The organism is Brassicibacter mesophilus, assembly GCF_050433385.1.
GTDB lineage: Bacteria > Bacillota > Clostridia > Tissierellales > Proteiniboraceae > Brassicibacter > Brassicibacter mesophilus.
Genome location: NZ_JBNPXI010000001.1, coordinates 103,730 through 122,371, shown reverse-complemented (window position 1 = coordinate 122,371; position 18,642 = coordinate 103,730). Strand labels below are relative to the sequence as shown.

At 30.8% G+C, this 18,642-nt stretch carries 23 protein-coding genes and 1 tRNA gene; 22 read left to right on the top strand and 2 right to left on the bottom strand.

The window, feature by feature from the left end; genetic code table 11:
* Nucleotides 1–10: 10 nt before the first annotated feature.
* The 5 genes from selB (at nucleotide 11) to HNR33_RS00635 (ending at nucleotide 5,265) form a co-directional block, all read left to right on the top strand.
* The gene (gene selB, locus HNR33_RS00655; RefSeq protein ID WP_429079140.1) at nucleotides 11–1,918 is read left to right on the top strand and encodes a selenocysteine-specific translation elongation factor; all 1,908 of its coding nucleotides are present in this window, start codon (nucleotides 11–13) and stop codon (nucleotides 1,916–1,918) included.
* A gap of 126 nt (nucleotides 1,919–2,044) precedes the next feature.
* Nucleotides 2,045–2,737, top strand: a complete 693-nt coding sequence (locus tag HNR33_RS00650; RefSeq protein WP_429079139.1) for a response regulator transcription factor — start codon at nucleotides 2,045–2,047, stop codon at nucleotides 2,735–2,737.
* 160 nt (nucleotides 2,738–2,897) lie between these two features.
* A complete protein-coding gene (locus HNR33_RS00645; RefSeq protein WP_429079138.1) occupies nucleotides 2,898–4,154 on the top strand; it encodes a sensor histidine kinase in 1,257 nt (418 codons plus the stop codon).
* 28 nt (nucleotides 4,155–4,182) lie between these two features.
* A complete protein-coding gene (locus tag HNR33_RS00640) occupies nucleotides 4,183–5,052 on the top strand; it encodes a GerMN domain-containing protein (RefSeq protein ID WP_429079137.1) in 870 nt (289 codons plus the stop codon).
* 116 nt (nucleotides 5,053–5,168) lie between these two features.
* Nucleotides 5,169–5,265: transfer RNA gene (locus tag HNR33_RS00635), tRNA-Sec, on the top strand.
* Between the two features lie 134 nt (nucleotides 5,266–5,399).
* On the opposite strand, the gene HNR33_RS00630 is transcribed toward HNR33_RS00635, so the two are convergent.
* Both HNR33_RS00630 and HNR33_RS00625 read right to left on the bottom strand, forming a co-directional pair.
* Complete coding sequence (locus tag HNR33_RS00630) at nucleotides 5,400–5,846, bottom strand: ImmA/IrrE family metallo-endopeptidase (protein ID WP_429079136.1); 447 nt, start codon at nucleotides 5,844–5,846, stop codon at nucleotides 5,400–5,402.
* A 30-nt stretch (nucleotides 5,847–5,876) separates the two neighbouring features.
* On the bottom strand, nucleotides 5,877–6,317 hold the full coding sequence (locus HNR33_RS00625) for a helix-turn-helix domain-containing protein (RefSeq protein WP_429079135.1): 441 nt from the start codon (nucleotides 6,315–6,317) through the stop codon (nucleotides 5,877–5,879).
* Nucleotides 6,318–6,606: 289 nt separating this feature from the next.
* Between HNR33_RS00625 and HNR33_RS00620 the strand changes: the two genes are divergently transcribed.
* From HNR33_RS00620 to HNR33_RS00540, 17 genes are all read left to right on the top strand, one after another.
* On the top strand, nucleotides 6,607–6,999 hold the full coding sequence (locus HNR33_RS00620; RefSeq protein ID WP_429079134.1) for a hypothetical protein: 393 nt from the start codon (nucleotides 6,607–6,609) through the stop codon (nucleotides 6,997–6,999).
* Nucleotides 6,932–7,180 carry a sigma-70 family RNA polymerase sigma factor gene (locus HNR33_RS00615; RefSeq protein WP_429079133.1) on the top strand — a complete coding sequence of 83 codons (249 nt, stop codon included), beginning with the start codon at nucleotides 6,932–6,934 and terminating at the stop codon, nucleotides 7,178–7,180. The genes HNR33_RS00620 and HNR33_RS00615 overlap by 68 nt, the downstream gene beginning before the upstream one ends.
* 120 nt (nucleotides 7,181–7,300) lie before the next feature.
* Nucleotides 7,301–7,495, top strand: a complete 195-nt coding sequence (locus tag HNR33_RS00610) for a hypothetical protein (protein ID WP_429079132.1) — start codon at nucleotides 7,301–7,303, stop codon at nucleotides 7,493–7,495.
* Between the two features lie 102 nt (nucleotides 7,496–7,597).
* Nucleotides 7,598–8,134 (top strand): hypothetical protein, encoded by a 537-nt coding sequence (locus tag HNR33_RS00605; protein ID WP_429079131.1) that lies wholly within the window; start codon nucleotides 7,598–7,600, stop codon nucleotides 8,132–8,134.
* A gap of 45 nt (nucleotides 8,135–8,179) precedes the next feature.
* Nucleotides 8,180–8,536, top strand: a complete 357-nt coding sequence (locus HNR33_RS00600; protein ID WP_429079130.1) for a hypothetical protein — start codon at nucleotides 8,180–8,182, stop codon at nucleotides 8,534–8,536.
* A gap of 53 nt (nucleotides 8,537–8,589) precedes the next feature.
* Complete coding sequence (locus HNR33_RS00595; RefSeq protein ID WP_429079129.1) at nucleotides 8,590–8,838, top strand: hypothetical protein; 249 nt, start codon at nucleotides 8,590–8,592, stop codon at nucleotides 8,836–8,838.
* Between the two features lie 31 nt (nucleotides 8,839–8,869).
* A complete protein-coding gene (locus HNR33_RS00590; protein WP_429079128.1) occupies nucleotides 8,870–10,633 on the top strand; it encodes a phage tail protein in 1,764 nt (587 codons plus the stop codon).
* A 1-nt stretch (nucleotide 10,634) separates the two neighbouring features.
* Nucleotides 10,635–11,507, top strand: a complete 873-nt coding sequence (locus HNR33_RS00585; protein WP_429079127.1) for a phage tail family protein — start codon at nucleotides 10,635–10,637, stop codon at nucleotides 11,505–11,507.
* Between the two features lie 5 nt (nucleotides 11,508–11,512).
* Complete coding sequence (locus HNR33_RS00580) at nucleotides 11,513–12,850, top strand: tail fiber protein (RefSeq protein WP_429079126.1); 1,338 nt, start codon at nucleotides 11,513–11,515, stop codon at nucleotides 12,848–12,850.
* Nucleotides 12,851–12,872: 22 nt separating this feature from the next.
* A complete protein-coding gene (locus HNR33_RS00575) occupies nucleotides 12,873–13,220 on the top strand; it encodes an XkdW family protein (RefSeq protein ID WP_429079125.1) in 348 nt (115 codons plus the stop codon).
* Between the two features lies 1 nt (nucleotide 13,221).
* Nucleotides 13,222–13,359 (top strand): XkdX family protein, encoded by a 138-nt coding sequence (locus HNR33_RS00570; RefSeq protein WP_429079124.1) that lies wholly within the window; start codon nucleotides 13,222–13,224, stop codon nucleotides 13,357–13,359.
* 88 nt (nucleotides 13,360–13,447) lie between these two features.
* Complete coding sequence (locus HNR33_RS00565) at nucleotides 13,448–14,548, top strand: siphovirus ReqiPepy6 Gp37-like family protein (protein WP_429079123.1); 1,101 nt, start codon at nucleotides 13,448–13,450, stop codon at nucleotides 14,546–14,548.
* 195 nt (nucleotides 14,549–14,743) lie between these two features.
* Nucleotides 14,744–15,109 (top strand): hypothetical protein, encoded by a 366-nt coding sequence (locus HNR33_RS00560; RefSeq protein WP_429079122.1) that lies wholly within the window; start codon nucleotides 14,744–14,746, stop codon nucleotides 15,107–15,109.
* A 244-nt stretch (nucleotides 15,110–15,353) separates the two neighbouring features.
* Nucleotides 15,354–15,872, top strand: coding sequence for a DL-endopeptidase inhibitor IseA family protein (locus HNR33_RS00555; RefSeq protein ID WP_429079121.1), 519 nt, complete (start codon nucleotides 15,354–15,356; stop codon nucleotides 15,870–15,872).
* Between the two features lie 284 nt (nucleotides 15,873–16,156).
* A complete protein-coding gene (locus tag HNR33_RS00550) occupies nucleotides 16,157–16,540 on the top strand; it encodes an adenine nucleotide alpha hydrolase family protein (protein ID WP_429079120.1) in 384 nt (127 codons plus the stop codon).
* An 88-nt stretch (nucleotides 16,541–16,628) separates the two neighbouring features.
* Nucleotides 16,629–17,105, top strand: coding sequence for a DsrE/DsrF/DrsH-like family protein (locus HNR33_RS00545; RefSeq protein ID WP_429079119.1), 477 nt, complete (start codon nucleotides 16,629–16,631; stop codon nucleotides 17,103–17,105).
* A 118-nt stretch (nucleotides 17,106–17,223) separates the two neighbouring features.
* Entirely contained in the window at nucleotides 17,224–18,636 is a 1,413-nt protein-coding gene (locus HNR33_RS00540; protein ID WP_429079118.1) for a hypothetical protein, read from the top strand.
* The last annotated feature ends 6 nt before the right edge of the window (nucleotides 18,637–18,642 follow it).

The window sequence follows — 18,642 nt, the reverse complement described above, 5'->3', positions numbered from 1 at the left end:
GTGTTTTTAGTTGAAAAACGTAATAATTGGAACAGCTGGACATATAGATCATGGCAAAACTACTTTAATAAGAGCAATAACAGGTAGAGATACTGACAGATTAAAAGAAGAAAAAGAAAGAGGAATTTCTATTGAACTAGGTTTTACCTACTTTGATTTACCTAGCGGAAGAAGAGCAGGAATTATTGATGTTCCTGGGCATGAAAAATTTATTAAAAACATGCTTGCTGGCGTAATGGGCATAGATATAGTTGTACTTGTTGTAGCAGCAGACGAAGGAATAATGCCTCAAACAAAAGAGCATCTAGATATTCTAGACCTACTTGGTATAGAAAAGGGTGTAGTTGTTTTAACAAAGGCTGAACTTGTGGACGACGAGTGGCTAGAATTGGTTCAAGAAGATATTAGAGAATATGTTAAAGGTACTTTTTTAGAAAATAGTCCAATCTTGCCGGTATCTTCAATTACAAAGATGGGAATAGATAAAGTAATACAAACTATAGATATACTTACAGAAGAAATTCAGGAAAGAGATGATGCTGAAACTCCAAGATTACCAGTTGACAGAGTTTTTTCCATAACTGGATTTGGTACTATAGTAACAGGTACACTAATCGCGGGGAAGCTAAATGTAGGGGATGAAATACAGGTTTTCCCAGGAAATAAAAAGGGAAGAATAAGATCTATACAAGTACATGGACATGACAGTCAGGTCGGATATGGAGGGCAAAGAGTTGCGGTAAATATTGCTGGCCTAAAGAAGTCAGAGATTAACAGGGGAGATGTAATAGCACCTATAGCCTCAATGGAATCAACTATGATGGTTGATGTTAAGCTTAAGCTATTAGAAGACTCACAGAGAATTATAGATAATAGGACTAGATTAAGGCTATATATTGGGTCTAGTGAAGTGCTGTGTAGAGTTGTATTTTTAGATAGAGAACAATTAACACCAGGAGAAAGCTGTTATGCCCAGCTCAGACTAGAGGAGCACATTGTTGCAAAACGTGGTGATAGATTTATTATTAGATTTTATTCACCTATGATGACTATTGGGGGTGGGGAAATATTAGAGTCAAATCCTCCAAAGAGAAAAAGATTTGATAATGAAGTTATAAAAGAGCTTGAATTGAAAGAGAAAGGCGACATAAATGAAGTAGTTGAAAAAATTATTCTTGACAAGAGCAAGATTTTCCCAAGTTTAAAAGATCTTTCGGTGTTTACCGTACTTCCGGAGGATAAGGTTGAAATAACAGTGAAGAAGTTACTAGCAGAACGAAAGGTCATATCCTTTAGCTTATTAAAGGATGTACATGTTATTCATGTAACGTATTTAAATAGTTTGACAGGAAAGATTACTGAAGAACTAAATAAATTCCATCATAAGTATCCGTTAAAACCAGGGATGCCGAAAGAAGAGGTTAGAAGCAAATACTTGAGTACTATTAAACCTAAGCTAGGTGATAGCTTTATTAACAAACTGATTGAAGATGGAATTATTAAACAAGTAAATGAAAGTATTGCACTGAAAGAATTCGAAATTGTGTTTAATGATACACAGATTGAAATAAAAAATGGTATTGAAAAAGTATATCGTGATAACAAATTTACTCCACCAAAGAAGGATGAGCTTTTTGATTTGTTGAACTATAATAAAAATGACATACAGCAGGTTTATGATGTACTATTAGAATCAGGAATACTAGTCAGATTGAAAGAGGATAATATTATCCATAAGGATGCATACATTGAAGGCATTGAAGCATTAAAGCAATATATAAAAGATAATGGTTCAATAAACGTTGCTCAGCTTAGAGATTTGTTGAATACTAATAGAAAGCTTGCAATTTCAATATTAGAATATTTGGATGAAATAAAAATAACTAAGCGTGTTGGCGATAACAGAGTATTATACTAATAAAATTTAGTAGAATTAATAAATCTTTATCGAAAAAAGAGGATTAATAGAAATAATATAGAAGATATATAGTAAGAAATATAATGATTTTAGTCCATTATGTAAAATAATATTTGGGGTGATATTGTGGACACCAAGATTTTGGTTGTAGATGATGAGGCTTTGCTGGTAAAGGGGTTAAAGTATAGCTTAGAACAAGATGGATATAATATAGATGTATCTTATGATGGATTGGATGCTCTAGAAAAGGTAAAGAAAGGTGACTATAACCTGATAGTTTTAGACCTAATGCTACCTGGGATTGATGGCCTTGAGGTGTGTCAAAAGATCAGAGAAAAGTCACAAGTTCCAATCATAATGTTAACTGCTAAAGGGGAGGACATAAATAAAATACTTGGATTAGAATATGGAGCAGATGATTATTTAACCAAGCCATTTAATATACTTGAACTAAAGGCTCGAATTAAAGCTATTCTAAGAAGAGCAAATAGCAAGGAAACAAAAATAGGAGAACAAGTAATTCAGGTAGAGAATTTTACTATTAATACTCTTGGAAGAAAAGTTACTGTAAGGGGACAGGATATTAATCTAACTGCAAAGGAATTTGATTTATTGCTCCTATTAGCCTCAAACCCTGGGAAAGTATTTACTCGAGAAGAACTATTAGAAATAATTTGGGGATATGAATATTTTGGTGATTTAAGAACGGTAGATGTTCATATTAGACGTCTGAGAGAAAAAATAGAGCAAAACTCTAGTCAGGCAGAGTATATACTAACAAAGTGGGGAGTTGGTTACTATTTTAGGAGTAAGTCTTAAGAAACATAATAGATTTTTTAGTGTAAGGTGGAAACTTGTTTCCACCTATTTATTATTGGTAATTATTTCTTTATTGCTTATAAATACTTTTATTAGTCAAACAATCCTTAATGTATATATTGAACAGCGGAAATCAAATATTCTTATTAGAGCTAATATTTTGTCTAATAACATAAAGTATCATTTAGAACCAAATCAGATAATTGAGCCTCTTGGATATATGAATCTAATTGTAGAAAATTATAGTAAAGAGATAAATTCTAGAATAATAGTTGTAAATGATAATGGTATTGTAAAAGGTGACTCTAATAAAGAATTTATTGGAGAAAGCTTCAAGCATGATGAAATAAAAGATGCTCTAAGAGGAATAACTGCTTCAAATGTGTATTTTTTCAAGGAATACGGACACGTGCTATATATTTCAGTTCCTGTTATGATCCAGAATGATGTTATTGGAGCTATATTGATTTCAGTTCCAATAGATGATATTTATGAGACTGTAAGACATATAAACAAGCAGCTTATAATAATTTCATTAGCTAGTATTTTGATTATTGCAATATTTAGCTTTATATTTTCTGGAGTTGTTTTTCGACCTATAGATAGATTTACTAAAGCTATTATTAAAATGTCTCAAGGAGATTTAAAGCAGAAGATAAACATTAACACAAATGATGAATTTAAAAAAATGGGTGATGCATTTAACACAATGATATTAAAACTTGACCAAGTTGATAATCAAAGAAAAGATTTTGTTGCCAATGTTTCACACGAATTAAGGACTCCACTTAGTTCGATAAAATTATTATCTGAATCATTAATTCATCAAAATGAAAGCAACATACTTATATACAAAGAATTTTTAAATGATATATCTGCGGAAGTAGATAGACTTAATAATATAATCGAAGAGCTACTAATATTAGTAGATTTAGATAAAGAGAAGCTACATGTAAACTATAAAATAACTTATATTAATTTTTTATTAGAAAAAATTATAAATAGGATGAAACCATTAGCTCAGCAGAAAAAAATAGATTTGATACTAGATTTAAATGAAAAGATACAAATAAAAGTTGATACTGAAAAGATACAACAAGCTGTAATAAATATTATTCATAATGCCATAAAGTATACTCCAGAGAATGGAGAAGTAAATGTATCTCTATATCATAAAGGAAGATACGTTGTTATTGAAGTTAGGGATAATGGTATAGGGATACCAAAAGAGTCCATCTCTCATATATTTGATAGATTTTATAGAGTTGATAAAGCACGAACTAGAAATACAGGAGGAACAGGATTGGGGCTATCAATAGCTCATCAGATTATATCCTTACATCAAGGAGTAATTGAAGTTGAGAGTGAACTTGGAAAAGGTAGCATTTTCTATATAAAAATACCTTATGACATCTAACATATAATATTTTATTTGGAGGATTATAATGAAACGTAAACTTGTGTTATTACTTATATTTGTTGTCGCTACACTTACTGGATGCCAAAATTATAATATTATTGAAAAAGACAATAATAGCTATCCGCCAATTAGCCCACTTCCTAGGGCTTCGCAAGTTAAGATAGATCTTTATTTTCCAGAAGCTAGGGAAAGGTATTTAAGTAGAGAAGTGAGAACAGTGAATATTGAAAATGAAAAAATTGAAAATGTTGTAGTTAGAGAACTGCTTAAGGGCACTGAAGTTCAAAGTCTAAAGAACCTAATACCGCATGAAACTGAATTATTATCTATTGCAACAAAAAATAATGTAGCATATATTAGCTTCACAAAAAACTTAATAGATGAAAGTTACGATGAAAAGGAAGAAGCCTTATTATTATATTCTATAGTAAACAGCTTGACTGCTTTAGAAGGAATTGAAAAAGTACAAATTTTAATAGAAGGCGAAAGAAAAGAAATTTTCGGCAAGCATTATAGTATTGGAGAACCTTTAGCATTTAGCCAATTAATTGTTAACAATAACTACAGTAGTCCTACTGAAATTGTTGAAGACTATTATGAAAGTATTTTAAAGAAGAATTATAATAGACTGAGTAATATTGTATATTATCAGAAGCAAAGAAGTGTAAATTTTAGTACTCTTAAGTCATATTATGAAGCAACATATAAAGATTTAGTAGATTACAAAATTAATAAGTATATTATTAATAATTATGACAAAAATACTAAGATAGTTCTTGATATAACGCTTTATTACCATGATCAGCAGTCAAACAGAGAAAAAGAGAAAGGAATCTATCTAATATACGATAAAGATAGATTTAAAATACAAAGCAACCTGGGAGAAATTGGATAAAAATTCGACTAATAAACATTGCTTATGACCTTTTTATAAAGACTTCATTATTTTACAAAATTTGACCTTGCAAAAACTATGATTATATCTTATAATACTATTTGTGTCGAATTAATGGGAGTAGATGGGTGCTGGTGTGCCCTCTGGTCTTCAAAACCAGCGCGGGGCGTTAGGAGCGTCCTGGGTGGGTTCGATTCCCACATATTCCCGCCATATAGATTTTTATATTAAAGCCACTTTGAAAATAAATCAAAGTGGCTTTAATTTTTTATAATGACTTGTCTGTTTTAGTCAGCTTACAGCTGTTTTAAAAGATTATCTTTACTTTTTAATGTACCCTATTGTTTTTATACACTATAAACTAAACACTCTTCAGATACATATAAGGCCTTTGCGATTTGTTCTGAAGTAAAGCCTTCAAATTCGTTCTTATCTATTTTTATGTCCAGCAGCTTAAAAGCAAAATAGTTAGATTGCATCTCAAATTTTCCTTTATTCAATAACGATTTATTGAAAGCAGCACTATAGATTTCTGTATGCAATATAGCATGTCCTAGTTCGTGTGCTAAAACAAACTTCTCATATTTATAGTCAAGATCATCCCTAATAAAAACAATTTCTTCATCTAGATAATTTCTCTGATAAAATGCATCATTGCCTTGAAGCAGAATATTGTCTTTATGTAATTTTTTTATTTTTATTTCTAAGCAGTTATAGAGCTCATAAACATCGTAACTATTATATATATCAAATAGTCCAAGGATACAGTTATCAATCCATTCATAACGCTGCACAATATCCCTCCTAATGCAGTAAATAGTATGTTATTTTTTATATTTGTAGCTTAATAATTTTAACTGTCTTAAAAGCTCATTAGCAAATTCTACAACCTCTTCATCCGACATTTTGTTGATGTCAAATCCACCGAATCCCATGATCACATTTTGTTCTAATATAAATTTCATTGCTTGCTCAGGTGTTGTAAACTCTATATTTTCAGCTTCCTTAGCTAAGTTGGTATCACTATTTTTTTTGTTATCCCATTTTTTTGTATTTTCTTCATTTTTTTGTTCTGATTTAAAGAAGTCTTCAACGTCAACTTCTAAAGCATTTGCAATCTTTTGAAGAGTTTCTACTGTTGGGCTGCTCTTATCATTTTCTAAATCACTAATAGTTGATTTAGAAAGTCCAGTAAGCTCTCTTAGCTTTAAAATAGATATATTTCGATCATTCCTTATTCTTCTGACATTAGCGCCTATAGCCATTTATATCCCTTCCTTCAAGATAATTACTGTCTACCTTATCAATATTATATCATAAAGTTCGGTAAAATAAACAAGATTTACTAAGAAAGGCCAAGAAAAAGCAAAATAGTTCGGTAAAATGGTAAAATATGACCGGAAAACAAGGAAATGTTGATTTTGAATTAGTTCGGTAAAGTGGTAATATAAATTTATTAAGAGATGATACTAAATATAACATAAAGAAGTTATCCATATTAAACGGCTGAAAATATCTTTTAATTTCAAAATTACGATAGATTGGGGGGATTAAATGAGGTCAGAAGTTGAATTTCAAGAATTAGGAAAAGATTATATAAGATCATTAGAAATACTTAATGATAGAATCAAAGGATTAAATTTAGAGATAAAAAGTTTAGAGATAAGTATTACAAATAAAGAAGACCGCATGAAAAATTATGAGATAGAGCTAAGAATAGATGACATAAAGGATAGGCTTAAACCTTTATTAGAAATGCAAAGAGATGTGAGGGAAGCCGGAAAAGAAGTTCTTAACTACTATAATAAGAGTTGGTGGAGAAGTGAAAAATACACAATTAACACAAGAAAATCAAGATTTTCTCCTGTTTCATTCAGAAATGTATTTGAATGTCGCATCATCGACAAACTTTGCTCAGATACAGAAAATGAAAAAAACAATGTATAAAGTAATCGGAGAAGATCTAACAGAAAGACAGAGAGAATTTATTGTTATGTATTATTTGGAGGATAAAACAATGCAACAAATAGCAGACGAGTTAAGGGTAACTAAGGAAAATGTGTCTATTACAATTAAACGAGGTTTAAATAGAATAAAAAAGTCAAAAAAAATAAAAAAATTTTTATAATATTGCTTAAAAGCGTTTAACTTTTTATTAATTGTGGACTATTAGTGAAGGGAATAAGGTATAAAATGAAATAACTTGAAAAAGTTAGGCTTCAAAAATAATGAATAGGAGGAAATGAAAATGCAGCTGATAATTGAACTCATCAATGGATATAGCTATACATTGCAGGAAAGGCATGTATCAGCAGAGGAAATGATGAGAATATCAAACTGGTTTGAGAATGAAACTTCGCAAGTAATAAAGCTTAGCTATGATACTACTAATACAAAGCATCAAATTGCTAGACAAGCTATTTCGAGAATGGTGTTTGGTTAGTATGTTTAGTAATTGGCAATTGTGGGAGGTGAGTTTTATGTAAGAATAATTGAATTTAAACAAGCATGCTGCAAAAATATCAAAAATTGAGGAGGAATTATAATGAATTTAACAACACAACAAATCCAGAACATTGTAATTGATACAGGAGTAGTGTATGTAAACTATGGAGAAGCAGATGGAAGTGAAAGATTATTAGGACCATGCAAGGGTGGCAACTCATTTTTAGTAGAGCAAGAGTTTAAAGAGATAGAGTATGATGGTATAAGAGGTAAGACAAAAGGAATGAGAAGAATAATAAGAGAGAATGCTTCACTTACTGTTCGACTAATGGACTTATCTCAAGAAAACTTAAAGCTGGCATTAGCAGGTACTAATATTGATGAAGCAACAGGGGCTATTACTAATGGTAAGGGTAGCTTGTCAGATAGTCATTATCTAAAGAATATTGCATTAGTAGGAACGACTGTAGGGGGAGAAAATAAGATAATAACCTTGTATAATCCATTAAGTGATAATGGACTTACTATGGAAATGGTAGACAAGGATGAGTTAGCAATTGAGATTATATTTGCAGCTCATTATGATCCCGTTAATCTAGAATCTCCAATATATAAAATTGAGCAAATAACAGCATAAGCACTCTTTAATAGAGTGCTTTACCTTATCCAAAGGAGTGATATCATGCAAATAAAAATGAGAAATCTACAATTTCAAGATGTATTTACTATGTCAAAAATAATTAAGAAAACTGGAATAAAAAATGAAGTAAAAGACATTTTCATCGACACTGAAAATGGAACAGGAAAACATAATAATGAAATAACTCAAGAGCAAGGACTGCAATTGTCTTTACTGCTATTTGAAAATTTACATTATGCTGAAGATGAGATATTTGAATTCTTGACAGATCTATCTGGAATAGAAAGCGAGAAGCTTAAAAAGTTAAGCATAGGTGAGACCATAGAACTGTTTAAAGCTTTTGGTAAGCTAGAGGGTTTAGAAAATTTTTTTGCATCAGCAGCGAAATTGATGAAGTAGATGTTATTGACTTTTTACTATGTAGATATGGAAACATAGATTATATTCTTAGGATGAATTTTGAACAAGGATTGAACCATATTGAAAGGATCATGAAAAGAGCAAAAGAAGATGAAATGGTTAAATCTGCTTGGGATATGTGGTTAGGGCACTATAATAATCCCTTTATAAAGAAAAAAATACCATGGAATAAGTTTGTAAGTCAGATCAAAAAGCCAATGTCTGAAGAAAGTAAACTTTCAAAAGAAGACATAATAGCTAAAGCAGAAGAAATTAAAAAAATTCACTTAAAAAGAAGATAAAAAACTGTCTTCTAATAAAGGTGGTGAGATAGTGGCAAAAAATAAAAAAAGAAGTAATAAGAAAAAACAACAGCCTGAAAAGATAACACAGATAACACAAATAACGCAGATAGAACAAATAAAGCAAGTAGAGCAGATTGTACAAGTAGTGCAACAGCCTGATAAGGGTGGACAAGAATCAAAAAATAAAGCTGAAGGTGGTATTTTAAAAGATATAGGAAAAGTAGCTCAGACTGCTTCTAATTTTGGGAAAATGGTAGCAGATGTTGTAGTAAGTGTAGGAAGTTCTGTGCTAGATTTAGCTAATAAAGCTTCGGCAATGAGCTTGGAATTAGAAAAAATAAGTAATATGACCGGATTATCTACCACTCAACTTCAAGAGTTACAATTTACAGCTAGTCAAACCGGCGTTGAATTTTCAACTATTCAATCAGCAGCAATTGCTATGAATGAATCAATGAATAATACAGAAGCTTTTGAAACTCTTGGTATTAACTTGAAAAATGCAGAGGGTAATTTAAAAACAACTGATGAGGTTTTCAATGAAGCAATCATGAAGCTTGCTAATATGGCAGATGAAACTGAAAGAAATGCTTTAGCTACAGAGCTTTTTGGTAGTAATGCAACCCAGTTAACTCCTTTGTTAGAGCAAGGAAGTGAAGGAATACAACAATATAAGGATCAAGCACGTGAGTTAGGAATAGTTATGTCAGAAGAAGCTATAAATAGCAACGTAGAGTTTTCTAAAACAATGGATGCAATTAAACAAGCAGGAAATGCAATACTTACACAGATAGGAACAGCATTGATTCCAATACTTCAGGAATTCTTTGACTGGGTACTAGAGAACATGCCGTTTATTCAGGAAGTGCTTAAAATAGCATTCGAATTTATGAGCGAAAGTGTTGGATTCTTTATTGGATTAATACAGGAATTGATAGCATGGGTTCAGGTTTGGGCTGTAAGCAATGAAGAAACATTGAATAATATAAAAGAGTTGTTTGCGTCATGGTTTGAAGCTATAAAGTCAGGCGTAGAGCTATTTATAGAAACTGTAAAAGCTCTGTGGCAAAAATATGGAGATGATATAACTGCTATATTTCGAGCAGCATGGGATTTAATTAATTCAATATTGGATACTTCTATAAAAATATTTAAGGATATATTTAATATCTTCGCATCACTGTTTAAAGGCGACTGGGAAGGATTATGGAATGGTATAAAACAGTTGTTTTCAGATATATGGCAAGGAATAAATGATATTTTAGATAAATATGTAGAATATTTAAAAACAACTATAAAGCTGGGATTGACAGTAGTAAATGATATATTTGAATCAATATGGAACGGTATAAAGAAATTTGTAGAAGGAATATGGGATAGTATAGTCGGCAATATTAAAGATTCAATTAACTTTATACTAAAAAGTATTAATAAGTTTATAGGTGGATTAAACAATATTAAAATTAAAGTTCCAACCATCGAAATTCCTTTTGTAGGCACAGTAGGCGGATTTACAATAGGATTACCCAAAATACCTAGTATACCATTGCTTGCTGATGGAGGAATGATAATTAGTTCTGGTATGGCAATAGTGGGAGAAAAAGGACCTGAGCTTATTGAATTGCCTACAGGAGCTAGAGTATACAGTAATGAAGAAACAAGAAGTATGCTAGGTAGAGGTGGTATAACTCAAAATATAACTATAAACAGTCCTACGCCATTAAGTCCAAGTATTATAAAAAGAAAAACTTTAGAAGCGTCAAGGCTGCTAGCTTTAGAATGGGGTGTATAGGTTGGAAAGATTTATCTTTATTAACTCTCAAGGAGAGATTATTACTTTAGGACAAAGTAAACCATATTTACTACAAAGTTACGAGGGTTCAGGAGGAAGTGAAGCAAATGTTCAGATGCAGAAAGCTCCTTCCCAAGACGGGCAAACGTATATAGGGACAGTACTAGAACCTAGAACCATATCTTTTCAAATAGTTATTTTAACTGATACAGAAGAAGAAATGTATCAAAGAAGAGCTGAGCTGCTGAAAGTGCTAAACCCTAAATTAGATAGGGGAGTTTTAAGGTATGAAAACGACTATTTTACAAAGGAAATTGAGACAGTAGTGGATATGGCTCCAGTATTTCCTGCTGGCAGTGATAATAAAGGATTTGGATTTCAAGTAGCTACTTTTACACTCATCTGTCCTTCTCCTTTTTGGACAGATAGTTATATAGAAAGTGAGGAGATGGCTGACTGGGTAGGAGGGTTAGCTTTCCCTTTAGAACTGCCGATGAAGTTTGCAGGCAGAAGCTCAAGAGTAAATAAAGTTATCGAAAATAAAGGGAATGTTTATACCCCTATATTTTTAGAATTTACAGGACCAGCAGTAAATCCAAAGGTAGTTAATGTAGATACAGGAGAATTTATAAAAGTTATTAAAGCCATATCAGAGAACGAATCTTTAATTATTTCAACAGCTTTTGGAAATAAAGAAGTAATTTTGAAAAACAATGCTACAGGAATTGAATCAGATGCTTTTGGCTATATCGATCTTAACTCTTCATTTTTTCAACTAAAACCTGGATTTAATCAGTTGAATTATGATGCAGATTATGGAAAGGAAAATGCCAAGGTAAAAATTAAATGGAAGAATAGGTATATAGGAGTGTGATGTTAATGCCTGAAAAATCAAGCTTCTTTAATCATATTGAAGGAGATAGAGTATATAACGCAGATGATTTTGCAGATTATTTTAATAGTGTTTTGACAGATGGAATTTTCAACGGCGGAGAAAATCTCAGTGTGTATTACGGTGGTACAGATAGAAAAGCTAGAATTAAATCAGGTAAGGCCTGGATAAAAGGCTATTTCTATCATAATACAGATGATTCATTAATCTTAGAACATGACGAAGCAGATGGAACATACGATAGGATAGACAGAATAGTTTTAAGACTAGATAAAAATCCTGAGAGCAGACACATTAAAGCTTTCATAAAAAAAGGAGTACCATCTGTAAATCCAGTTGCTCAAGAACTAACTAGAGATGATATGACATACGAAATTAGCTTGGCGCAGGTACTTGTAGTTCATAATATTACCACTATTGCTCCAAGCAATGTAACAGACGAAAGATACGATGCAAATGTTTGCGGGCTTGTTAACAGCTTAATACAGGTTGATACCGCAGCAATGCAACAGCAATTTGAAGATTTTATCTCGAGTTTAGATGAGCAAATGTTTGAAACAAAAGATGGAGCGCAGAATAAAGCAGATACTGCTGAAGCTAATGCAAAAAAATACACTGATAGTGAAATAAGTGGTATTTCTACGTTAATGGCTGAGTTAGAGCAGAATAAAGTAGATAAAACAGCAATAAGCGATAGTGTTACATCTACAAACTCTACAACTGTAGCATCAAGTAAAGCAGTAAAAACAGCATATGATAAAGGAAATCATGCACATCCTTATGCACCTTCTAGCCATGTTGGAGCTGGTGGGACTGCTCATACAGTTGTAACTACTTCAGCAAATGGATTTATGAGTGCAGCTGATAAGTCCAAACTTAATGGAATTGAAGCTGGAGCAAAGGGTGACCAAACAGCAGGTGAAATATTAACGTTGTTGAAAACTGTTGATGGAAGCGGAAGCGGTTTAGATGCAGATTTGTTAGATGGGAAACATGCAAGTGATTTTGTATTAAACAGTAATGTAGGATATGTTACAGGAATTTATACAGGTGATGGTCAAGCAACAAGAATAATTAATTTAGGCTTTACTCCTTCTGCTGTATTGCTCTTTAACGCAAATGGTAAGACTACTTATTATAACAGTGATTATAATGGTGGGCTTGTTATTAATGGGTATCCTGTCGTAAAGGATGGCGCACAGCCAACGGTTGTTTTTGAAATTGTAACAGGTGGATTTAAAATATACTTTGACTCTAGTCTTAGTATTTTTACAAATAATAATAAAACTTCAAGTAATCCTTATAGATATATAGCTTTTAAGTAGGAGTAAGTAGGAGGTGAAAGTTTTGCTCAATATAAGAATTAAAAGTGATAGGTTAATAACAACTGCTGAATATCCTTCTGTTCCAAGCAAGATAAACGAAACGGATATTATATTATTAGAAGTAGAAAGTATAGAACTTGAAAACGCAATACTTGATAGTAGCATAGATGTAAAGATTCTGAATGTAGATACACTAGAATTTGAAACTATGGCAAGAACGGTTGATCCTGTAGAACCTAGTGAATTAGAATTATTAGGGCAAGAAGTAACAATGTTAAAACTATCAAACATACAGAAAGACAACACTATTAATGTGTTAGGGAAAGAGTTAGCAAATATTAAACTACAACTATTACAAGGAGGAATGTAAAGTGGTATTTTGGAAACTAGCATTCAATATGAAGTGGGTAAGTGTAGAACAATTAAGACTTGCAGTAAAAACAGAGACTAATCCGTTTGGAGAAATTACACCAGAACAGTACAAAGAAATTACAAGTATTGATTTCTAGATTAACCAAGGCTTTAACGCATATAAAACACAAAACTAGGCAGAATAAAAATTTTTGCTGCCTAGTTTTCTTATAAAGGTGGTGAAGTATGAAACCAATAAGAATATTATCTCAACAATTACAGCTTATTGGAGAGATAGATGATTATGAAAGCTTAATATTTACTAGGAGCTATCATGATATAGGAGAATTTCAAATTACAATAAACAAGAAAAAGCAAAATGTTGATAAATTACAAAAGAATAACTTCATTATAATTGACAATGATACTTGTAAAGCTGGAATAATCAAATATCGTCAAATAAGTGAAGATGAAAATGGTATTGAAACTGTTACAATAAAAGGATACCAACTTAAATATATAACTACCCAAAGAACAGTAGTTCCTCCAGCAGGATTTACAAATGACGAGATCAGAGGAAATGCTGAAACTGTTATGAAGCATTACGTTGATAATCATATAATTAATCCGTTTGATATTAACAGAAAAATAGATATAGTTCAGATAAATCCCAATCAAAACAGAGGCATAACACTGGAATGGAAAAGCAGGTTTAAGAATCTGGCAGCAGAATTAACTGATATTTCTAATATCACTGGCATTGGCTGGGATATGTTTATAGATTATGAATCTAAGAAAATCTTGTTTGATGTGCTAAATGGTAGGGACTTAACAATTAATCAAAGCATTAATTCACCTGTCATTTTCAGTAAAAGCTTTGATAATTTAAACAATCAAAACTATATCTATAATGATACTAACCGTAAAAATGTTATCTATGTTGCTGGAAAAGGTGAAGGTGTTGACAGGAATATAGAAGTAGTTGGAAGTGCAGTTGGACTGGAAAGAATTGAAGAATTTACAGATGCAAGAGATAAAGAAACTACCTCAGAATTAATCGTCTATGGAGAAAGAATGTTAAAAGAGCTAGGTTCAGAACAAACATTAGAAGCTCAAATATTGACTTATTCCAACTTAGAATATGGAAAAGATTATAACTTAGGAGATATTGTTACGATAAAATATGATACAGAAAATCTGATACTAGATACTAGAATTATTGAAGTCCAAGAAGTATATGAACCTGGGGGATATAAGATAAATGTAGTATTTGGTAATAAAATTCCGACACTAATAAATAAGTTAAAAAATGCTTTGAAACAAATTCAGCCAGAAATTACAAAATAGATGATTATTGTTCTCAAAGGAAGTGAGAATATATAGAGTCTACTGATGGCTTGTGTAAAGAGCGGCATAAAAGAATTGCTGAAGGTCTAGATGTTCATGATAAACAGCTGATCCCAAAATGAATTGTTTAGATAATATGAGGAGTATATATAAAAACATTTGATAAATATAAAAAGTGATATGGAGGAAGTCAAAATGAATGATTTTTTTAAAACATATTGGTTAGATTTATTGCTAGTAGTGATATTTATATGCTTACTAGCTTTTTCTTATAAGAGAGGCAAGAAAAAGTTCGTTAAGCAGGTGGTTTTAAGCCTAGTTATTCAGGCAGAGAAAGCATTAGGAAGTGGAACAGGAGATTTAAAATATAATTTGGTAGTAACCAATATATATAAGGTGTTGCCATTTATCTTGAGACTGCTTATAACTGAAAAAGAATTGGACAAACTGATTCAAGATGCAGTTGACTATTTGAAAGAATATTTGCAGAGAGACAAAAATCTTTTAGGGTATGAAGATGAATATTTAAAAATGAAATCTGCTATTGAGTGGCAGAATTAATTTAGAGAGGCTGAGGAATAATCCTCAGCTTTTTCTTTTTTGATACAATATATTGTGATTTTGGTAATCATGTAATTTTTCAAAATCATGGTTATGTAAAGGAATTGATATTGCCACTAAAAAATGTAACTATATATACATTTTTACAATTATGATATAATTATTTATGAATAAAGAAAAAACATATCATTCTCTCGAGGATATATTTAATGACTATATATTATTATAATATGAGGAGAAAAATATGAGAAGCAGAATAAATTATATAGTATTGGCTATCACGTTTGTCTTAATTATATTAGTAATATTTTCTAAATTAAATAAAGATAAATTTTTATCTGATAGTGAGGCACTACTATTACTCGTTAGAGCTGCAGACACAACTAGATATGTTAGTGAAGGTGGTAATAATCCTATAATTAATCAGAATGATTTATCTGCAATGAAAATTGAAGATGTAGACATTAATACAAAGCAGAAAGTAATGACCTATTTACAAAAAATCTATACAAAAGATGTAGCTGAGCAGATATATAATATGTGTGGATACAACGAGATAAATGGCATCTTATATAAAGATATTTCAGATTTAGTTTATACAAAGGAATGGAATGATGCAGTTGTAAAAGACATTAAATATACTGGTAATAGAGCTTTAGTCACATTTCAAGTACCTTCAGACTTTGATAATACTAGTACAATTAATATAGAGTTTATTAAAAATGACGTAAATGAAATTAGAGTAAACAACATGGTGTATTAATTAAGTCAAATTGTGCATTGATTATTATAAAAAAACTCTTCAAAACAATACTATTTCTTGAAATGTTTTTTGCAATAAAAAATACATATCTTCTAACGAGATATGTATTTTTTACTGCGAGAATGATAGATTTAATGATTTAAATTCATATTCAGGGCTTGTATACTTCTTTATTTTTATATAATACATTGATATAATATAATAGGTCGGCAATATATTTAGTAATATTTCGGATAATAAACTTGAAAGGACTGCTATTACTTTCTTTTGAAAGGAGTGTTCTTATGAAAAGCATTAAAAATGTAATGGTTTGTGTTACACAACAAAAGACTTGTGAACGACTTATTATGAATGGACATCATGAAGTAAATAATGAAGAAGATAATCTATTTGTCATACATGTAGTTAACGAAAAAGATAAATTTTTAAATAACTGTAGTGATGGAGAAGCACTAGAATATTTGTTTGGTGTCTCAAAAAAGGTTGGAGCTGACCTTACTGTTATTAGATCAAAGGACGTAATAAAGGCTATAGCTGATTTTGCAGTGAAAAATAACATAACACATATAGTTATGGGAGCATCACCTGACGGAGAGGATATGGAAAGTCATAGTATAGCGCTTAAACTTAAGAAAACACTAGCAGATGCTGAATTTATAATAGTATAGCTGCAGTATAATATTTAAACCTTGATATTTGAATTAAATACACTCATATAGGAGAAAATATGTTTACTATTGTTAGGGAGTGTATTTAATGGAAAAAAGATTAAATCTTTTAGTATTTAGTGGTGATTATGATAAAGCTTTAGCAGCACTTATACTTGCAAATGGAGCAAGAGAGCTACATATGGAAGTAACTATGTTTTTTGCATTTTGGGGATTGCTAGTTTTAAGAGATCCAGATAAAAACATTATGAGCAACAAGTCAATATTTGAAAAGATGTTTAGTATCTTTACTCCTAAAGGAACAGAAAAACTTACTCTTAGCAGAATGAACATGGGCGGAATGGGTCAAAGAATGTTGAAGAAAATGATGCAAGATAAAAATAAGCCTATGCTAGAAGACTTTCTGAATGGAGCAAGAAAAAAAGGAGTAAAATTCTATGGTTGTAAGCTTTCTCAGGAAGTTATGGGTTTTAAACAAGAAGAGCTAATACCAGAGCTAGAAATAATAGAAGTATATGAATACCTCAAGGATGCAGTAAATTCTGAAATACAACTATTTATATAAACCTAAAAAGGTATGTGGATTGTTAATCTGCATATCTTTTTTCTTTTTGTCGAAACAATATGACAATTGTAATAGAAAATGGTAGAATATTAATATATTGCATCGAGAGGAAGATTATATGGATAGTGCATATTTAGAAAATTTTGAGATTATAGATACATATGTACAAAATGATTATCAAAAGATTTTTATATGTAAGCATAAAGAAAACAATAATCTATATTTGCTAAACTCTATAACAGAGAAAACAGTAGTATCTGATGTGGATTTTGATAATCTTAAAAATAATGTAAATGCAATTGAAGAGATATATGAGACTGACGAATCCATAGATATTATAACAGAGTATAATCGAAATAATTCTCTAGAAGAATACATTTCTTCAAACAAGATGACTCTCGCAAGCCAAATCAATTATACTTCATTTATAATGAATAAAATAATTAGACTTAAAAACCAGCCGAACAGGATTTTTTTATCGATGTTTAATCATAACAGCTTACAAATATATGAGAATGGAAGTATGGGGAGTGCAGGGATATTATTGTTACGACCTAATTACATAAATGTTGGAACAGAAGAAGTGTTAAGAGCTATAGCAAATGTTTTACATATAATTTTTTCTGGAAAAGAGATTGAGGATAATAAAGTTTTAAAACACATACCTCCAGACATATCTAGGTTAATAACGAATTGTTTAGAAGATAAATATATTAGACTGATTGACCTGGTCAGTGATTATAAATCTTCAAATCTATATAAGCTGATAAACCCTGAAAGACAAGAGAGTAAAAGAGTACATACAATGAGAAAAAATTTATCAAGAAAACGATTCAAATATAAAATAAAAAGCAAAGCAATTGTTATTTTAATAATACTCATACCAGTCATCGCTTTTGCTGTAGATAAAATAATTGATACAATTAAGCTGCGCAATGATACAACTATTGAAGCAAATGCAGATGAGATTAATAAAAACAAAGAAAATGACACATCGACAATTACTGATACAGAAAACCAACAGAACAGTCAAGACAATACTGAAGACCACACTGAAGAAATCAATGACATATTGATAAAAGATAATAGCACTGAAACCATATCTGATTTTTTCAGTGAAGACATGAATTTGGATGATGAAACAAATATAGGGGTCATAGATTCAGAGAAATTTCATAAAGGCACAAGCTCTATCAAGGCCTCTAATGATACCCAAGAAAAGCAAAGCTTTTTGATAGGATATATAGATTTTAATGATGAAAAATTTAGTTATTTAAAAGATAGGGTAGTTAATGCTTCATTGTGGTTAAACTCAAATGGAAATACAGAATGCAGTGTTGTTTTAAAATTAGGAAATGAAGATAAAATATTAACTTATACATCTAGAAAAGCAGATCTTGTTCAAAATAATTGGATACTTCAAAACTTAGAGGTCAATACAAAAAATGGTGATTATATAAAAATATATATAACAGTGGATCCAAATGAAGAAATATGGATTGATACAATTGATATCGATGTACTTAAATAGGGTGGC

What these genes read in the sequence shown, in the direction of transcription:
- HNR33_RS00550 (WP_429079120.1), top strand. Translation starts at nt 16,157, where the DNA reads ATGAAAAGCATTAAAAATGTAATGGTTTGTGTTACACAACAAAAGACT.
- HNR33_RS00640 (WP_429079137.1), top strand. Translation starts at nt 4,183, where the DNA reads ATGAAACGTAAACTTGTGTTATTACTTATATTTGTTGTCGCTACACTT.
- HNR33_RS00605 (WP_429079131.1), top strand. Translation starts at nt 7,598, where the DNA reads ATGAATTTAACAACACAACAAATCCAGAACATTGTAATTGATACAGGA.
- HNR33_RS00565 (WP_429079123.1), top strand. Translation starts at nt 13,448, where the DNA reads ATGAAACCAATAAGAATATTATCTCAACAATTACAGCTTATTGGAGAG.
- HNR33_RS00545 (WP_429079119.1), top strand. Translation starts at nt 16,629, where the DNA reads ATGGAAAAAAGATTAAATCTTTTAGTATTTAGTGGTGATTATGATAAA.
- HNR33_RS00625 (WP_429079135.1), bottom strand. Translation starts at nt 6,317, where the DNA reads ATGGCTATAGGCGCTAATGTCAGAAGAATAAGGAATGATCGAAATATA.
- HNR33_RS00610 (WP_429079132.1), top strand. Translation starts at nt 7,301, where the DNA reads ATGCAGCTGATAATTGAACTCATCAATGGATATAGCTATACATTGCAG.
- HNR33_RS00595 (WP_429079129.1), top strand. Translation starts at nt 8,590, where the DNA reads ATGAATTTTGAACAAGGATTGAACCATATTGAAAGGATCATGAAAAGA.
- HNR33_RS00540 (WP_429079118.1), top strand. Translation starts at nt 17,224, where the DNA reads ATGGATAGTGCATATTTAGAAAATTTTGAGATTATAGATACATATGTA.
- HNR33_RS00615 (WP_429079133.1), top strand. Translation starts at nt 6,932, where the DNA reads ATGTATTTGAATGTCGCATCATCGACAAACTTTGCTCAGATACAGAAA.
- HNR33_RS00560 (WP_429079122.1), top strand. Translation starts at nt 14,744, where the DNA reads ATGAATGATTTTTTTAAAACATATTGGTTAGATTTATTGCTAGTAGTG.
- HNR33_RS00600 (WP_429079130.1), top strand. Translation starts at nt 8,180, where the DNA reads ATGCAAATAAAAATGAGAAATCTACAATTTCAAGATGTATTTACTATG.
- HNR33_RS00555 (WP_429079121.1), top strand. Translation starts at nt 15,354, where the DNA reads ATGAGAAGCAGAATAAATTATATAGTATTGGCTATCACGTTTGTCTTA.
- HNR33_RS00580 (WP_429079126.1), top strand. Translation starts at nt 11,513, where the DNA reads ATGCCTGAAAAATCAAGCTTCTTTAATCATATTGAAGGAGATAGAGTA.
- HNR33_RS00620 (WP_429079134.1), top strand. Translation starts at nt 6,607, where the DNA reads ATGAGGTCAGAAGTTGAATTTCAAGAATTAGGAAAAGATTATATAAGA.